The following is a 17,992-nucleotide window of genomic DNA, read 5'->3' on the forward strand; positions in this document are numbered from 1 at the left end:
GAGGACCGCCGGATCGTCGCATGTGGACGGCAAGTCAGACGAAGTTCGTCAGCGACCTGCCCGCCGTCTCCTTGTTGAGGTAGGCGGCGATCGCGGTCCCGAGCGCCGACAGCGCGACGAAGAACGCCGGCAGGAGCAGGTTGCCCGACGAGATGTACAGGGCGCTCAGGATGAGCGGGGCCGCGCCGCCGAGCAACGCCGTCGTGACGTTGTAGCCCAATGAGTACGCGGTCGTGCGCATGTGCGAGGGGAACAGCTCCAGCATCATCGGGTGGATGACCGAGTAGTTGCCGGCGAAGGCGAGGCCGAGCACACCGCCGGCGACGACGGCGAGCGTCATGCCACCCGCACCGAGCAGCAGGTAACACGGCACGGACAACACCATGATGGCGACGCACGACGTGAGCATCACCGGCCGGCGCCCGATGCGGTCGGAAACGCGCGCGAAGAACGGGATCGCGACGGTCGCGCACGCCAGCGCCACCGCGCTCACGATGAGCCCGTCCGGCCGGCTGTACCCCAGCTGACTCGTCAGGTAGGTCGGCATGAAGACGAAGAGCACGAAGAACCCCGCGCTGTTCAGCATCGGCAGCACGAACGCCAGACCCAGCTGCCTGCGGTTGTCCTTGCTGAACACGTCGCGCAGCGGGTTGCGGGCGATCATCCCTTCTTCCTGCAACGCCATGAAGGCGGGCGTGTCCTCCAGCCTGCGCCGGATGTAGAAGCCGATGAGCCCCATCGGTGCCGCGACGAGGAACGGGATGCGCCAGCCCCAACTCTCCATCGCCGCGGGCGGAAGTGCCCACGTCAGAAGGAAAGCCGACGCGTTGCCCGCGAGGTTCGCGAGAGTGCTGCCCGCCTGCGGGAACGACATGAGGAAGGCCCTGCGCTTCGGCGGCGCGTGCTCGCCGACGAACGACATGGCCGCCGACACCTCACCACCCACGGACACGCCCTGGACGATGCGCATGAGCAGCAACAACAACACGGAGGCGACGCCCCAGGACGAGTACCCCGGCAGCAGACCGATCACGGTCGTGGCCCCGGCCATCATCGTCAGCGCGAGCACCATGGCGGGACGCCGGCCGACCCGGTCCGACATGATCCCGAGCAGCACACCTCCCACCGGCCGGAAGACGAACGACGCCGCGAAGATGCCGAACGTGAAGAGCAACGCGGCCGCCTCGGCCCCCGCGGGGAAGAAGGCGATGGCGATGATGCCGGCGAGGAAGCCGTAGACGGAGTTGTCGTAGTTCTCGACGAAGAACCCGATCGCCCCGGCCACGGTGACCTTCCGGGTCTCGGCCGAGGTCGGGGCGCTCGGCAGCGCCGGGGATTCAGCAGATGTCACCAGGGATCCTTTCGACGGACGTTCATCGGGCGGCAACCCTGCGCGAAGGATCCGCGCTGGAGCGATACTATAGTATCTAAGCGTTGGATATAACAGAGTCGCGTTTGCTCGATTATTGGTGACGCTCAGGCACGGCCTCGCACAGGGCGTGACGCGACGGGCTTGGGGCGGATGGGGCGAGTGCCGGGCCGATCAGTGTCCTTTGTGGAGGGGGTGGCTCGGCGCTACGCGCTGGCTCGGACGCCGCGCGTCTCCCACGCATGTGACGCCGCCGTCACGACGACACCGCACGCACCGCGCGTTCCCCACACACGCCACGCCACCCCGACACAGCGCGCCACACACACGGCACACCCCACACACACGGCACGTCGCCGGCATCGCACCGTACGCGCCACGCGTGTCCCCCACACGCCACGCCACCCCGCCACCACAACACCTCACGCGCCGCGCGTCCCCACACACGCCACGCCACCGCAACACCGCACGCACCGCGCGTCCCCACAGACCAACAGCACTCCCCCGCCGCCCCCACCGGCGAGCGCCAGCCCCTACCGGCGCCGCCGACCCTCGTGCAGCACACCAAGAAGGCGCAGCTTCTCGGCCTCCGCGGTACCCGGCTCGGCGGTGTACACCATCACCACGGGCCCCGGACTGCCCGGCAACGGGTAAGTGGCCCAGTCGAGCGTGATCTCGCCGATCTCCCGGTGCCGGAACACCTTCGTGCCCTGCACGGGCGCGCGCACGTCGTACCGGTCCCACAGCCGCCGGAACTCCGTGCTGCGGATGCTCAGCTCACCGACGATGGCCGTGCCGCGCGGGTGGGACGGGTTCGCGGCCACCGTCGCCCGCAGCATGCCGATGTACTCCGCGGCGGTGCTTTCCCAGTCGGCGCAACGGAAGCGCACCTCGGGGTTCAGGAACAGCTCCATCAGCAGGTTGCGTTGTGCGGGACGGGTGTCGCCGGGGTCGCCGAGCAGCGCCTCCGCCATCGTGTTCCAGGCCAGCACGTCGAGGTGCCTGCCCACGACGTACGCGGGTGTGGTCATGGTGTGCAGCAGGTGCCGGGTGGCGGCCGGGACGTCCTCCTCGTCGCCGTGGGACTCCGGCGTGCCTCGCCGCACCGCGTCGGCGAGAGCGAAGAGGTGGCGGCGTTCCTCCTCGTCCAGCTTCAGCGCCGTGGCGAGGGCGTCGAGCAGGTCGTCCGAGGGCCGCACCTCCCTGCCCTGCTCCATGCGCTGGTAGTAGTCGGTGCTGAGGCCCGCGAGCAGCGCGAGTTCCTCGCGGCGCAGACCGGCGACCTTGCGCCTGCCGCCGGGCTCCAGGCCGACGTCCTGCGGGCGCAGCCTGTTGCGGCGCGCTCGCAGGAAGATGCCGAGTTCGCGGGCGTGCAGGCGGTGGTCGGGCATGGGCGCAGTCTGCCAGCGCTCAACGCCGCGAAGGTAGGACTGGGATTCCCAGGGAACGGCAGGACCGAAGTGTTCCTGGATTCGTGGTCGAATGCGGCCAGGAGCACTGGCCGAGCTCCCGCCCAGAACGGCGCATCAACGCCGTGACCAGCGCGAACTCCGGCACGAGACACGAGTCGAGCTCGGCCCGCGAGCCACCGCGGAAATCAGGGAATCGGCACCACAAGCCGAACTCGAAGAGCGCCGGCTTGATCTGACATCACTCGATTCGGTGAAAGAAATCGCGGGGCGCGCGGCCCGTCCCCAGGAGACCAGGCGGCGCCGAGACCACGCGCTTCCCCTCCCGAGCACCGTTCCTCCACGTGGAACGCCTTGTGGCAGCCCAAGATCCCCGCCCGGTACGACTGGTCACGCACACCAGACGACAGGTCGCGGATGGACGGTCCGGGCCCCGGCGAACCGTGGAGTGACGAGTGCACAGGTCATTGTTGCGTGAACGCGCCGAACCGGACGGTGTCGCGTTCGGTTCGGGGCGTGCCCACGCCAAAGCCATCCTGTTCGGCGAGCACGCGGTCCTGCACGGCTCCCCCGCGCTCGCCATCCCGGTGCCGGCGCTGGAGGTGACGGCGCACGCCACGCGGTTCGCGGAGGCGGGCGGGATCTCGTTCCTGCTGGCGACTCCTCCGGGACCGGTGCCCCATCCCTGCGAGGGGCTGCGGCACCTCGGCGAGGCGCTGGCCGGGGACGACCGGCGCGTCGAAGTGCTGCTGCGGTGCGACATCCCGGCCGGCAGGGGCCTCGGTTCCAGTGCCGCGTGCGCCAGAGCCGCCGCGGTCGCGCTCGCCGACCTGTTCGGACTGCGGCTCGACGAGCGCGAGGTCTACGAGCTGGTGCAGATCGCCGAGACCGTCAACCACGGGCGCGCGAGCGGCGTGGACGCGATGACCACCGGCGCCTCGGTCCCGTTGCTCTTCCGCGACGGCGTCGCGGAGGAGGTGCGGCTCGGGTTCGACGGCTGTTTCGTGATCGCGGACAGCGGTGTGCCGGGGCGGACCAGGGACGCCGTCCGGCTGGTGGCCGAGGCCTTCGAGGAACGGCCGGGCTATCGGGAACGGTTCGTGGGCGCGGTGACGGAGCTGATCCGATCGTCCACTTCGGACCTGAAGGACGCGGTGGGCTTCGGACGCTCGATGACCGAGTGCCACGGGGAGTTGCGCGAGCTCGGGTTGAGCAGTCCCCTGCTCGACGCGATGGCTGACGCGGCCACGTCGGCGGGTGCGGCCGGGGCGAAGCTCAGCGGCGGCGGGCTTGGCGGCTGCGTCGTCGCGCTGGCCGGCACGCCGGAGCTCGCCCTGGCCGTGAGCCGGGCGCTGTGCGACGCCGGTGCCGTGCAGACCTGGACGGTGCCCGTGGGGAGGTTCTCGAACCATGACCGGTGAAACCACGGCGACCGCGGTCGCCCACGTGAACGTCGCCCTGGTCAAGTACTGGGGCAAGCGGGACGCGGAGCTGGTGATCCCGTGGACCTCCAGCCTGTCGATGACCCTCGACGCCTTCCGCACCACCACGACGGTCCGCTTCCTCTCTGCGGAGGGCGAGGACGAGGTCGTGCTCGACGGCGAACCGGTGACCGGCGTGGCCCGTCAGCGCGTCAACGCGTTCCTCGACCTGGTCCGCGCACGAGCGGGTCGTGTTGGAAAGGCGTTGGTGGACAGCGAGAACGCGGTGCCGACCGGCGCCGGGCTGGCGTCGTCGTCCAGCGGTTTCGCCGCGCTGGCGCTCGCCGCCTCGTCGGCCTGCGGGCTCGAACTGGACGCCACGGCGCTGTCGCGGCTCGCCCGGCGGGGCTCCGGGTCTGCCTCGCGCAGCGTCTTCGGCGGGTTCGCGCTGTGGCACGCGGGTCACGACGACAAGAGCTCCTACGCGGAACCGTTGGAGTCCAAGGGTTTCGACCCGGTGATGGTGGTCGCGCTGGTCGACACCGCCCACAAGTCGGTCAACAGCAGGGACGCCATGCGGCGCACGGTCGAGACCTCGCCCCTCTTCCAGCCGTGGGCAGGCTCCGCCGCGGCCGACCTGAAGGAGATGCGGGCCGCGGTGGAACGCGCCGACCTCGACGCCGTCGGTGAGGTCGCCGAACGCAACGCGCTGGGGATGCACGCCACGATGCTGGCGGCACGTCCGGCCGTGCGGTACTTCGCCCCCGCCACGGTCGCCGCGCTCGACGCCGTGCTCGCGCTGAGGCGGGCGGGGATCTCCGCGTACGCCACGATGGACGCCGGGCCGAACGTCAAGATCCTGTGCCACCGCGCCGACGCGGACGCGGTCGCCGAGGCCGTGCGCGCGGCGGCGGGCTGCCCCACGGCGGTGGCCGGCACAGGGCCCGCGGCCAGGCTGGTGACGCCGTCATGAGCAGGACGACGGTCCGCGCCGCCCCGGGAAAGCTGTTCGTGGCGGGCGAATACGCCGTGCTGGAGCCGGGTTCTCCCGCTGTGCTGGCCTCGGTCGAACGGGAGGTCGTCGTCAGCGTCAGCCCGGCGGACGACGACCTGGTGATCGTCTCGGACCTGTCGGACCGGGTGACGCGCCTGTCCCGCGCGGCAGGCGGGTTCTCCACGGAGGCCGGGCCTGCTCCCGTGGTCGCCGCGGTGAACGCGGTGGACGCGCTGCTGACCGAGTGGGGTCTTGCCCTCCCGCGGGTCGAGCTGTCCATCCGAAGTGGACTGCACAGCGACGGCACCAAGTTCGGCCTGGGTTCGAGCGGAGCGGTCGCGGTGGCGACGATCGACGCACTGCTCGCGCACTGCGCGGTGTCGCTCGGCACCGAGGAGCGCTTCCGCCTGGCACTGCTGGCCGCCGCCGGGATCGACCCGCGCGCGTCCGGGGGTGATCTCGCGGCGAGCACCTGGGGCGGCTGGATCCTGTACCGCGCGCCGGACCGCGCGGCCGTGCTCGACCTCGCCCGCCGCAGGGGTGTCCGGCACGCGCTGGAGGCACCCTGGCCCGGTTTCGAGGTGAGGAGGCTGCCACCACCGCGCGAGCTCGTGGTGTCGGTCGGCTGGACCGGTCGTCCCGCGTCCACGTCGGACCGGGTGGCGAGCGGTTCGGTGCGGACCTGGCGCGGCGGTGACGCCCACCGCGAGTTCGTGCGCTGCAGCGACGCCTGCGTCACCGCGCTGGCGGACGCGCTGGAACGAGGCGACGACGCGCTGGTGCTCAAGGAGATCCGCTTCGCGCGGCGGCTCCTCGCCCACGTCGACGAACGGCACGGGCTGGGCATCTTCACCGGCGGCCTGACGGCCCTGTGCGACGCGGCCGAGGAGGCGGGCGGAGCCGGCAAACCGTCGGGTGCGGGCGGCGGCGACTGCGGAATCGCGCTGCTCGAACCCGGTGAGAACGCTCTCGGCCGCATGCGGGCCCACTGGCTCGCTGCGGGTGTCGTCCCGCTGCCGATCCACACCGCCCTACCGGAGAGGACCCGCGCAGGTGATCGCTGACCGCAAGAACGACCACGTCCGGCTGGCCGCCGAACAGCACCGGCCCTGTGACGCCAACGAGTTCGACGACGTGACGTTCCTCCACCACGCCCTCGCCGGGATCGACAGGGCGGACGTGTCGCTCGCGACCGGGTTCGCGGGCATCGGCTGGAGCGTCCCGCTCTACGTCAACGCGATGACCGGCGGCAGCGCCAGGACCGGTGACATCAACCGGGACCTGGCGATCGTCGCGCGGGAGACCGGGGTTCCCATCGCGAGCGGGTCGATGAGCGCCTTCCTCAGGGACCCGTCGACGGCGAGCACGTTCCGCGTGCTGCGCGACGAGAACCCGCACGGGTTCGTCATGGCGAACGTCAACGCGAACGCGACCGCCGCGCAGGCCCGGCAGGCCGTCGACCTGCTGGAGGCCGACGCGCTGCAGATCCACCTCAACACCGTCCAGGAGATCGTGATGCCGGAGGGCGACCGGTCGTTCGGGGCGTGGGGACCGCGGATCGAGGAGATCGTCGCGGACGCCGGCGTGCCCGTCTTCGTCAAGGAGGTCGGGTTCGGGCTCAGCAGGGAGACCGTGCTGTGCCTGCGCAAGACGGGCGTCACCGTCGCGGACGTCGGTGGCCGCGGCGGCACGAACTTCGCCCGGATCGAGAACGGCAGGCGCGCCGGCGGTGACTACGCCTTCCTCGACGGCTGGGGCCAGTCCGCGCCGGCCTGCCTGCTCGACGCCTCCGACACCGGCATGCCGCTGTTCGCCTCCGGAGGTGTGCGGCACCCGCTCGACGTCGTGCGGGGACTGGCTCTCGGCGCGAGCGCGGTCGGCGTCGCCGGCACCTTCCTCAGGACCGTGCTCGACGGTGGGCCGGACGCGCTGATCGGGCAGATCACCACGTGGCTCGACCAGATCACGTCGCTCATGACCGTGCTCGGCGCCCGCACGCCCGCCGACCTCTCCCGCTGCGAGGTGCGCATCCGCGGTGAGCTGCGCGAGTTCTGCGCCGACCGCGGCATCGACGTGCACCGCTTCGCCCGCCCCTTCCCCACTGTGCCGTAGGAACGAGGAGAACCAGCTGATGACCGAAGAGCACGCGATCGCCGGCGTTCCGATGAGATGGGTGGGGCCGCTGCGCGTCACCGGCAACGTCGCCGACGTCGAGACCCAAGTCCCCCTGGCCACCTACGAGTCGCCGCTGTGGCCCTCCGTGCGGCGCGGCGCCCGTCTGTCCACAATGGTCCCGGACGGGATCGTGGCGACCCTGGTCGACGAACGGATGACGCGGTCCGTCCTCGTGGAGGCGACGGACGCGCAGACCGCGTACTCCACGGCGCGGCAGATCGACGCGAGGTTCGCCGAGCTGCGCGACGTCGTGCGCACGTGCAGCCGTTTCGCCGAACTGGTGGCCGTACGCCACGAGATCACCGCCAACCTGCTGTTCCTGCGGTTCGAGTTCACCACCGGCGACGCCTCCGGGCACAACATGGCGACGCTGGCGGCCGACAGGCTCCTCACCCACCTGCTGGGGACGCTGCCCGGCATCAGCTACGGGTCGATCTCGGCCAACTACTGCACCGACAAGAAGGCGACCGCGATCAACGGGATCCTCGGCAGGGGCAAGAACGTCGTCACCGAACTGACGCTGCCGCGCGACGTCGTCCGCGACCGGCTGCACACCACCGCCAGGAAGATCGCGGAGCTGAACGTCCGCAAGAACCTGATCGGAACGCTGCTCGCGGGCGGCATCCGGTCCGCGAACGCCCACTACGCCAACATGCTGCTGGCGTTCTACCTCGCGACCGGGCAGGACGCGGCCAACATCATCGAGGGCTCGCAGGGCGTCACCGTCGCGGAGGACCTCGACGGCGACCTCTACTTCTCCTGCACGCTCCCGAACCTCATCGTCGGCACGGTCGGCAACGGCAAGGACCTCCCGTTCGTGGAGACGAACCTGACCCGCCTGGGCTGCCGCGCCGACCGCGAACCCGGTGAGAACGCGCGCCGGCTCGCCGTGCTGGCCGCGGCGACGGTGCTGTGCGGCGAGCTCTCCCTGCTGGCGGCGCAGACGAACCTGGGCGAGCTGATGCGCGCGCACGTCCACCTGGAACGCTCGACCGAGACGATCGGGAGCCACTCGTGAACATCGGGATCCACGACCTGTCCTTCGCCAGCACCGAGTTCGTGCTGCCGCACACCGAACTCGCCGCGCACACCGGCACCGACATCGGGAAGTACCACCTGGGCATCGGTCAGCGGGCGATGAGCATCCCCGCGGCGGACGAGGACGTCGTCACCATGGCCGCGGCCGCCGCCGCACCCGTGGTCGAACGCTGGGGCGCGGACCGGATCAGGACCGTCGTCCTCGCCACCGAGACGTCGGTCGACCAGTCCAAGGCGGCGGGCATCTACGTCCACTCGCTGCTGAACCTGCCGCCGTCGACGAGGGTCGTCGAGCTGAAGCAGGCCTGCTACTCGGGCACCGCGGCACTGCAGTTCGCCGCCGGGCTCGTCCACCGCGACCCGTCGCAGCAGGTCCTCGTGATCGCCACCGACATCTCGCGCTACGACCTCGACAGCCCCGGCGAGGCCACCCAGGGCGCCGCCGCGGTCGCGATGCTGGTCGGCGCGGACCCCGCGCTGATCCGCATGGAGGACCCCTCCGGACTGCACACCGCGGACGTCATGGACTTCTGGCGCCCCAACTACCGCAGCACCGCGCTCGTCGCGGGCCAGGAGTCCGTCGCCGCCTACCTCCAGGCGCTGGAGGGCACCTGGAAGGACTACACCGAGCAGGGCGGCAGGGACCTGCGGGAGTTCGCCGCGTTCTGCTACCACCAGCCGTTCACGAAGATGGCGTTCAAGGCGCACCGGCACCTGTTCAGCACCACGGGCCACGACGTCGACGAGAACCTGATGACGTCGATGCTGAGGCAGACCACCGCGTACAACGAGGTGCTGGGCAACTCCTACACGGCCTCGATGTACGTGGCGCTCGCGTCCCTGCTCGACCACGCCGGCGACCTCACCGACCAGCCGGTCGCGTTCGCCAGCTACGGCTCGGGCTGCGTCGCGGAGTTCTTCTGCGGCACCGTCGTCCCCGGCTACCTCGAACACGTGCGCACCGACGGCCACCGCGCGGTCGTCGGACGGCGCCGGCCGATCGACCTCGCCACCTACCGCGAACTGCACGAGCGGTCGCTGCCGCAGGACGGCGGGCACCACCTGACGCCGCGGCAGACCACCGGCCCGTTCCGCTTCGCGGGCCTGTCCGGGCACAAGCGCCTCTACGAGCACAGCTGACCCGCTGCTCCGGGAAAGGGGTTTCCATGAGCCACCAGATCGGCGTCATCGGGACCGGCAGCTACCTGCCGTCCGGTTCGGTCGGCAACGCCGAGGTCGCCGCGCGGACCGGTGTCACCGACGAGTGGATCGTGCGCAAGACGGGGATCCGGTCGCGGCGGCGAGCGGCGCCGCACGAAGCGACGTCCGACCTCGCCGCCGCGGCCGCGAAAGCCGCGTTGGCACAGGCGGGGGTCGCACCGGAGCGGGTGTCGTACATCGTCGTGGCGACGTCGACACCGGACCACCCCCAGCCCGCCACCGCCACGATCGTCCAGCACCTGATCGGCGCCACGAACGCGGCGGCGTTCGACGTGAACTCGGTCTGCAGCGGCTTCGTCTTCGCCCTGTCGGTCGCGAACGGCCTGCTGCGCGACCGTCCCGGTGGCCTCGCGCTCGTCATCGGCGCGGACGTCTACTCGCGCATCCTCGACCACTCCCACCGCGGCACGGCGATCCTCTTCGGCGACGGGGCCGGCGCCGTGCTGCTCGGCCCGGTACCGGCCGGTCAGGGGTTGCTCGGCGCGCGGCTCACCACACGGGGAGACCGGCACGAGCTGATCAGCGTTCCGGCGGGCGGCAGCAGGAACCCGGCGTCCACGGCCACCCTGGCGAACGGGCAGCACTTCTTCACGATGAACGGCCGCGGGGTGCGGGACTTCGTCGCGGACAGCCTCGGCGGGGAGGTCACCGCGGTGCTGCGGGACGCCTCGGTGGCGCCGGGGGACGTCCGGCACTTCGTGCCGCACCAGGCGAACGGCACCATGCTCGGCGACGTGTGGCCGACGCTCGGCCTGTCCGCCGCCACGTGCCACCTCGCGCTGGAGCACTACGGCAACACCGGCGCCGCCTCCATCCCGATCACGCTGGACGTCGTGCACCGCAAGCGGTTGCTCGCCGAGGACGACCTCGTGCTGCTGTGCGGGTTCGGCGGGGGCATGTCGGTCGGGTCCTCGCTGCTGGCGTGGTCGGGCACCAGGTACGCGCGGCCCCACCGCGAGAGGATGCCCGCGCTGGCGTTGCACGGATGAGGAAAAGTTCCGCGGTCACGGTGATATCGTCGTTCGTAACGAACGTTCTGTATACCTGACCAGTGAGAACGGATCTCATGGACGAGCCTCGCCCCACGGCGCCGGTGACCCTTCGCCCGATCTCCGCGCTGATCGAGGAGAACGCCCGCCTGCGTGGCGACCGGGCCGCCTACAGCGACGAGAACCGGACGATCACCTGGGCGGAGCTCGCGACCGGCACCGCACGGCTCGCGGCGGGGCTGGGGGTCGGGCGGGGCGCGCGGGTGGCGGTGCTGCTCGACGACGGGGTGGACCTGGTGGAGGCGGTGCTCGCCACCACCAGGGCGGCGGCCGTCGGCGTGCTGCTGAGCCCGCACGCCACCGAGGCCGAGTTGCGGCAGGTGCTCGCCGACTGCCGGCCGGAGCTGCTGATCACCGACGAGCGGCGACGAGCGGAGTTGCTCATCACCGACGAACGACCGCAGCCCGAGCCACCCATCACCGACGAGCGGCGGGAGGAGCTGAGCGGACCGCTGCCCCGCGTGGCGACGCTCGACGAGCTCCGGTCCGACGGCCCGCCACGCGACGACCTCGGGCTGGACGAGCCCGCCTGGATGCTCTACACCTCCGGCACCACGGGAGCGCCGAAGGCCGCGGTGAGCACGCAACGCGCGGCCCTGTGGGCACCGGTGGCCTGCTACGAGGGCCTGCTCGGACTGTCCGAACAGGACAGGGTGCTGTGGCCGCTGCCCATGTCGCACAGCTTCGCGCACTCGTTCTGCCTGCTCGGGGTGCTGGTGGCGGGAGCACACGCGCACATCTGCGGCCGGACCGGTCCGGTGGAGCTGAAGCGGTTGCTGGGCGAGTTCGAGCCGACCGTGCTCACCGGGGTGCCGACGACGTACCGCCTGCTGCTGGAGACGGATCCGCCGCCGGTCCCGTCGCTGCGCTTCTCCCTCACCGCGGGGGCGCCGAGCGATGTCAGGCTGCGATCGGACGTGGGCGCGGCGCTCGGCGCACCGCTGCGAGACCTGTACGGCGCGACCGAGACGTGCGGCGCGATCACCATCGACCTGGGTGACGGCACGAACGGGCCGCCGAGTCCCGGTGTGTCCCTGCGGATCGTCGACGCGATCACCGGCGAGGAGGCGGCCGAGGGCGAGGTCTGGGTCGGCGGGCCCGGCCTGTTCTCGGGCTACTTCGAGAAACCCGGCGCGACGGCGGAGGTCCTGCTGGACGGCTGGTACCGCACCGGCGACCTGGGCCGGATCGACGGCAACGGCAGTCTCACCGTCACCGGCCGGGTCGGCGACCTGATCATCTGCGGCGGCCACAACGTCGACCCCGTCGAGGTGGAGACGGTGCTGCTCGGGCTTCCCGGCGTGCGCGACGCCGCCGTGGTCGCACGACAGGACGCCGTGCTGGGCGAGGTTCCGGTGGCGTTCGTCGTGCCCGCCGACGACACCGTGGACGGGATCTCGCTCCTGCGCGGTTGCGCGGAGTCGTTGTCGCCGTACAAGGTTCCCGAGGAGGTGCGGTTCATCCCGTCCGTTCCGCGCACCGCTTCCGGCAAGGCACGGCGGAACGTGCTCCGGGAGCGCCTCCACGACCGGCCGCGCGTCGGCCTCGCGGACCGTTTCGCCGGGCTGTCCGCGTGGGAGCGCCTCGCCGCGCTCGAAGACCTCGTCCTCGCCGAGGTCACGGCCGTGCGGGGCGAGCGGGTCAGCGTCACGACCTCGTTCGCCGACAACGGGATGACCTCGCTGGACGCCACGGCGTTGCGGCACCGGCTCGACGTGCTGACCGGCCTGAGCCTGCCCGCCACCCTGGCGTGGGACCACCCGACACCGGCGGCCGTCGCGCGCTACCTCGACGCCCGGCTGCACGGCGGCACCGCGCTTCCGGCCGAGGTGCCCGGAACCGGGAGCGAGCCCATCGCCGTCGTCGCCGTGGGCTGCCGGTTCCCCGGTGGCATTGGCTCGCCGGACGACCTGTGGGACCTGGTGTCGAACGGCGTGGACGCCACCGGCGACTTCCCGGCGGACCGCGACTGGGACACCGCAGGGCTGTACGACCCGGAACCGGACCAGGCGGGCAGGACGTACGTGCGGCGCGGCGGTTTCCTGCAGGACGCGGCCGACTTCGACGCTGCCTTCTTCGGCATCTCGCCGCGCGAGGCGATCACCATGGACCCGCAGCAGCGACTGCTGCTGGAGGTCGCGTGGGAGACCGTCGAACGCGCCGGGATCGCCCCGACCTCGTTGCACGGCAGCGACACCGCGGTGTTCACCGGCCTGATGCACAACGACCACGCGGCCCGCGTCGACCCGCACGGCATCGAGTCGCACCTGGCCCTCGGCTCGACGGGCAGCGTCGCGTCCGGCCGGATCTCGTACGTGCTGGGCCTGCGCGGCCCGTCCATGACGATCGACACGGCCTGCTCCTCGTCCCTGGTCGCGATGCACCTCGCCGCGAAGTCGCTGCGCGACGGCGAGTGCTCGCTCGCGCTGGCGGGCGGGGTGACCGTGATGGCGACCCCGATGCCGTTCGTCGCGTTCAGCCAGCAACACGCGCTCTCCCCGGACGGGCGCTGCCGGTCGTTCTCCGCCGGCGCCGACGGGACGGTGTGGGCGGAGGGTGTGGGCCTGGTGCTGCTCGAACGGCTCTCCGACGCCCAGCGCAACGGTCACCCGGTCCTCGCGGTGCTGCGCGGTTCCGCCGTGAACTCCGACGGCGCGTCGAACGGCCTGAGCGCCCCGAACGGGCTGGCCCAGCAGGAGGTGATCCGGCGGGCGCTGGCCGACGCGGGCGTGCGTCCGTCCGATGTGGACGTCGTGGAGGGCCACGGGACCGGCACCGCGCTCGGCGACCCGATCGAGGCCTCCGCCCTGGTCGCCACCTACGGCACCGCCAGGGAACGGCCTCTGCTGCTCGGGTCCGTCAAGTCGAACCTCGGCCACACGCAGGCGGCCTCCGGGATCGCGTCGCTGATCAAGGTGATCTGGGCGATGCGGCACGGGACGGTGCCGAAGTCGTTGTACGCGGAGCAGCCCTCACCGCACGTCGACTGGACGGGCGTCGAGCTGGTCGCGGAGCCGGCGGCCTGGCCGGAGGGAGACGTGAAGCGGGCGGGGATCTCGTCCTTCGGCATCAGCGGCACCAACGCCCACGTCATCGTGGAGGAACCGCCGCAGCCGGAGCTTCCGGGCCCCAGCCGGCCGATCGCCGCGCCGTGGCTGGTGAGCGGTGACGACGAGGAGGGTCTGCGCGCTCATGCCGCCGTGCTCGCCGGCGCACTCACCGAAGAGTCCTCTGTGGACTTCGCCTGGTCGCTCGCCACGACCAGGGCGCACCTCGGCCGCCGGGCGGCCGTGCTCAGCGGTGGCGACATGATCGGCGCCCTGCGGGACCTGGCGCGGGGCGAGGACAACCCCGCTGTCCGGCGGGCGACCCCGGCGCGCGACCCGCGACCGGCGTTCCTGTTCACCGGCCAGGGTTCCCAGCGCGCCGGGATGGGCAGTGACCTGGCCGAGGAGTTCCCGGTCTTCCGCGAGACGTTCCAGGCGGTGTGCGACGAGTTCACGCTCGACGTCCCGCTGGGCGAGGCCGTCGCCGGCCCGCTGGTGCACCGCACCGACTACGCCCAGCCCGCGCTGTTCGCCTTTGAGGTGGCGCTGTGCGCGTTGCTGGCTTCACAAGGCGTGAGACCGGGTCACGTCGTCGGCCATTCGATCGGGGAACTCGCCGCCGCACACGTCGCGGGGGTGCTGTCGCTGCCGGACGCGGCACGTCTGGTCCAGGCCCGCGGCAGGCTCATGGCGACGACGCCGGAAGGCGCGATGATCGCGGTCCGCACCTCGCTGCCTCGCGCGCGCCAGATCGCCGCGGAGTTCGGCGTCTCGATCGCCGCGGTCAACGGACCGGACTCCGTGGTGTTCTCCGGACTCGAAAGCGCGGTGAGCGAGGCCGCTGCCGCCGTCGGTGGCGGCCACACCCGGCTGCCCGGCCGGTACGGCTTCCACTCCGCACTGCTCGACGACGTCCTCGGCGAGTTCCGCGAGGTCGCGGAGTCCCTTTCCTACCACCGCCCCGGCGTCCCGTTCGTCTCCACGCTGACCGGGCGCCGGGAGTCCGAGGCGCTCACCCGGCCCGAGTACTGGGTGCGCCAGGCCAGGGACACCGTGCTCTTCGCCGACGCGCTGCAGGACCTCGACACCGGCCTGTTCGTCGAGGTGGGCCCGGCGGCCACGCTCACCGCGCTGGGCCAGGAGTCCAGGGACGCGGCTTTCGTACCGATGTCGCGCGGTGTGCTCAACGGGCTGGCGACGCTGCACGTCCACGGCGTCGAAGTCGACTGGCACGCCGCGTACTCGGGCACCGGCGCCCGCCGCCGCGACCTCCCGGTCTACCCCTTCCAGCGCGAGCGCTACTGGCTGAAGCCCAAGGCCACGACCGCGGACCGCCCGTTCCTCGGCGAGCCCGTGCCGGCCGCCGACCGGCAGGAGGTCCGCCACACCAGCGTTCTCTCGATCGGACGCCTGCCCTGGCTGGCCGACCACCGCGTCGGTGAGAACGTCGTCGTCCCCGCGACGGCGTTCGTCGAGATGGCGTGGCAGGCGACCGGTCGTCACCTCGACGAGCTCGTGGTCCACGAACCGCTGGTGCTCGACGGCGAGGCGCACGTCCAAGTCGTCGTCGAGGCGGACGCCGTCACGATCTGGGCGCGTCCGAGCGACGCCGACGCGTGGACGCGACACGTCACCGCCTCCACAACGGCGAGCACGGAACCTGAAGTGGCACAGGAGTCCTGGCCTCCCGCGGGAGCCGAACCGGTGTCGGTGGACTACCCCGGACTCGCGGCGCTCGGACACCACTACGGACCCGCTTTCCAGGCCGTGACGGCGTTGTGGCGCCGCGGCGACGACCTGTTCGCCGATCTGCGGCTACCGGTCGCCGACGCCTCCTACGGCCTGCACCCGTGCCTGCTCGACGCGGCCCTGCACGCGGCGCTGCTCGCCGAACCGCCCGGTGACGTCATCAGGGTTCCGTTCGCGTTCAACGGGATCGAGCTGCACCGGCGCGGCGCCGAGACGGCCAGGGCGCACCTGACCCGCCAGGGCGACGGGCTGCGGGTCCTGCTGACCGACCAGGCAGGACGCCCGGTGGTCCGCGTCGGGTCGGTGGTGACCCGTCCGCTGCGGATCGCCTCCACCGCGCTCGCCTCCCGTGCGCTGCACCGGATCGACTGGGTCCCGGTGCCGGAGCGGACCGGCGATCCGTTCGAGATCTTCGACACCGCGACGGTCCCGGCCGCCGGCGAGGCGCCGCAACGCACCAGGGAGCTGACCTCCGCCGCTCTCCGCGCGATTCAGGAATGGCTTGCCGCGCCACGACACGAGCGACTCGTCGTGGTCACGCACGACGCCACCGGTGACGACCCGGACCTCGCCGCGGCCGCGGTGTGGGGCCTGGTGAGCAGCGCCCAGGCGGAACACCCCGGCATCGCGCTGGTCGACCTGCGCGGCGACGCCACCCTGAGGACGTCCGCCGAGCCGCGGACCGCCGTGCGGGACGACGTCCTGCTCGCACCGGTGCTCGTGCCCGCCGGGGAACCGGACGGCGAACGACCGGTGCTCGACGGCACCGTGCTGATCACGGGCGGCACGAGCGCGCTCGCCGAAGCGCTGGCCCGCACTCTCGCACCGGACGCCCACCACCTCGTGCTGGCGAGCCGCCGGGGCACGAGGCCGGACTGGGCGGACGACCTGCCGTGCGCGGTCACCGCCGTGGCGTGCGACGTGAGCGACCGGACGGCGGTGGACCACCTGGTGAAGTCGTGCGATCCCGCGCTGCGAGCGGTGTTCCACCTCGCCGGTGTGCTCGACGACGGCGTGGTCGCCGCGATGACACCGCAGCGGTTCGACGCGGTGCTGGCGCCGAAGGCCGATGGCGCCTGGCACCTGCACGAGGCGACCGCGCACCTCGACCTGTCCGCGTTCGTGCTGTACTCCTCCGCTACCGGTGTGCTGGGCAGGCCGGGGCAGTCGAACTACACCGCCGCGAACGCGTTCCTCGACGCCCTCGCCCGCCACCGGGTGGCCAGGGGCCTGCGCGCCCAGTCGCTCGCGTGGGGTCTCTGGGCGGACGGCATGGGCGCGGACCTCCCCGCCGACGGCGTGATCGCGATGAGCGCGGAGACGGGCACCGCGGCCCTGGAACGGGCGTTGCGGACCAGCAACCCCGTCCTGGTACCGGTTCTGCTCAAGCCTCCCCCGCCGAAGACCACGTGGAACGACATCGGTGAGAGCCTCCGTGCCGAGCTCGCCGCCGTGCTCGGGTACCAGGATCCGGCGTCCCTGCCGGAGGACAGGGAGTTCGGCGAGCTCGGCTTCGACTCGCTCACCGCCCTGCAGCTGCGCAACCGCGTCAACGCGGCCACCGGCCTCAAACTGGGCGTGAGCGCCATCTTCGACCACCCGACGCTGCCCGCGCTCACGGCTCACGTCGAGGCGGCACTGGCCACGACGGCGCCGGCACCGTCGCGTCCCCAGCGGTTCGCCACGCTCTACCACCGGGTGCTCAGGGAGAAGGGCGCGCTGGAGGCGATGGCGATGCGCTTCCTGGCCTCGTACGCGTTGCCTTCCACCACGACCCCGGTCGCGATCCCGCCGGCACGACTCGCCTCCGGCCACGGCACCGCGTTCGTGTTCGTCCCCAGCTACCTCACCCCTGGCGACCCGGCACCCCGGTCACTGGCCCGGCGGCTCGACGGCGAGCACGACCTGTTCCTGCTGCGCCACCCCGGTTTCGGCACCGACCCGGCGATCCCCGCCGACGTCGAGGCGCTCGTCCAGTCGCACGTGGACGCGATCCGCCCGTTCACCGACGGCAGGCAAACCGTCCTCATAGGACACTGCCTGGGAGGCCTGGTGGCCCACGCCGTCGGGGCGCGGCTGGGTGCCGCCGGGGTCGTCATGGTCGAGACGGACGCCGACGCCTCGGACAGGAACGACCCGCGCGCGTTCGCACTGGTGGAAGGCGAGGCGAGACTGCCGGAGGAGGACTACGAACACGTGGTCAGCGACGCCGCGCTACTCGCGGGCGGCGGGTACGTCCGGATCTTCGACGGCTGGCGGCCACCGCCGTCCCCGGTGCCCGCGCTGCTGCTCCAGGCGGGCCCCACACCGGAGATGCTCGCCGCCGATCCCGGCAGGGACTGGCGCCCGCGCTGGCCGCTGCCCCACGACGTCGCGACGGTCCCCGGCGACCACGACACGGTGCTCACCGACCACGCCGACGCGGTCGTCGCGGCGATCACCGACTGGATGGAGGGACTCGCACGACGAACCCCGGCGCGGCCGTGAGCCAGTTCGCCGAACGGTTCGCGGCGGTGTCGA

The 17,992-nt window shown here is 72.1% G+C and carries 10 protein-coding genes; 8 read left to right on the forward strand and 2 right to left on the reverse strand.

Annotated features, from left to right (window positions below; translation table 11 throughout):
- Positions 1-34: 34 nt before the first annotated feature.
- On the reverse strand, positions 35-1,351 hold the full coding sequence (locus tag ACFWN2_RS23160) for an MFS transporter (RefSeq protein ID WP_382430457.1): 1,317 nt from the start codon (positions 1,349-1,351) through the stop codon (positions 35-37).
- A gap of 551 nt (positions 1,352-1,902) precedes the next feature.
- Positions 1,903-2,760: a helix-turn-helix transcriptional regulator gene (locus ACFWN2_RS23165; RefSeq protein ID WP_382430459.1), complete on the reverse strand. Its 858-nt coding sequence runs from the start codon at positions 2,758-2,760 to the stop codon at positions 1,903-1,905.
- 473 nt (positions 2,761-3,233) lie between these two features.
- Between ACFWN2_RS23165 and mvk the strand changes: the two genes are divergently transcribed.
- From mvk to ACFWN2_RS23205, 8 genes are all read left to right on the forward strand, one after another.
- Positions 3,234-4,199 carry a mevalonate kinase gene (gene mvk, locus ACFWN2_RS23170; protein ID WP_382430461.1) on the forward strand — a complete coding sequence of 322 codons (966 nt, stop codon included), beginning with the start codon at positions 3,234-3,236 and terminating at the stop codon, positions 4,197-4,199.
- A complete protein-coding gene (gene mvaD / locus ACFWN2_RS23175) occupies positions 4,189-5,172 on the forward strand; it encodes a diphosphomevalonate decarboxylase (protein ID WP_382430463.1) in 984 nt (327 codons plus the stop codon). The genes mvk and mvaD overlap by 11 nt, the downstream gene beginning before the upstream one ends.
- On the forward strand, positions 5,169-6,257 hold the full coding sequence (locus tag ACFWN2_RS23180) for a phosphomevalonate kinase (RefSeq protein ID WP_382430465.1): 1,089 nt from the start codon (positions 5,169-5,171) through the stop codon (positions 6,255-6,257). Before mvaD ends, ACFWN2_RS23180 begins: the two co-directional genes overlap by 4 nt.
- Complete coding sequence (fni, locus tag ACFWN2_RS23185; RefSeq protein ID WP_382430467.1) at positions 6,247-7,305, forward strand: type 2 isopentenyl-diphosphate Delta-isomerase; 1,059 nt, start codon at positions 6,247-6,249, stop codon at positions 7,303-7,305. The genes ACFWN2_RS23180 and fni overlap by 11 nt, the downstream gene beginning before the upstream one ends.
- 19 nt (positions 7,306-7,324) lie before the next feature.
- Entirely contained in the window at positions 7,325-8,386 is a 1,062-nt protein-coding gene (locus ACFWN2_RS23190) for a hypothetical protein (RefSeq protein ID WP_382430469.1), read from the forward strand.
- Complete coding sequence (locus ACFWN2_RS23195; RefSeq protein ID WP_382430471.1) at positions 8,383-9,546, forward strand: hydroxymethylglutaryl-CoA synthase; 1,164 nt, start codon at positions 8,383-8,385, stop codon at positions 9,544-9,546. Before ACFWN2_RS23190 ends, ACFWN2_RS23195 begins: the two co-directional genes overlap by 4 nt.
- 26 nt (positions 9,547-9,572) lie before the next feature.
- Positions 9,573-10,616: a 3-oxoacyl-ACP synthase III family protein gene (locus ACFWN2_RS23200; protein ID WP_382430473.1), complete on the forward strand. Its 1,044-nt coding sequence runs from the start codon at positions 9,573-9,575 to the stop codon at positions 10,614-10,616.
- Between the two features lie 77 nt (positions 10,617-10,693).
- Complete coding sequence (locus tag ACFWN2_RS23205) at positions 10,694-17,959, forward strand: SDR family NAD(P)-dependent oxidoreductase (protein WP_382430475.1); 7,266 nt, start codon at positions 10,694-10,696, stop codon at positions 17,957-17,959.
- The last annotated feature ends 33 nt before the right edge of the window (positions 17,960-17,992 follow it).

This window comes from Lentzea sp. NPDC058436 (assembly GCF_042721515.1).
Lineage (GTDB): Bacteria > Actinomycetota > Actinomycetes > Mycobacteriales > Pseudonocardiaceae > Lentzea.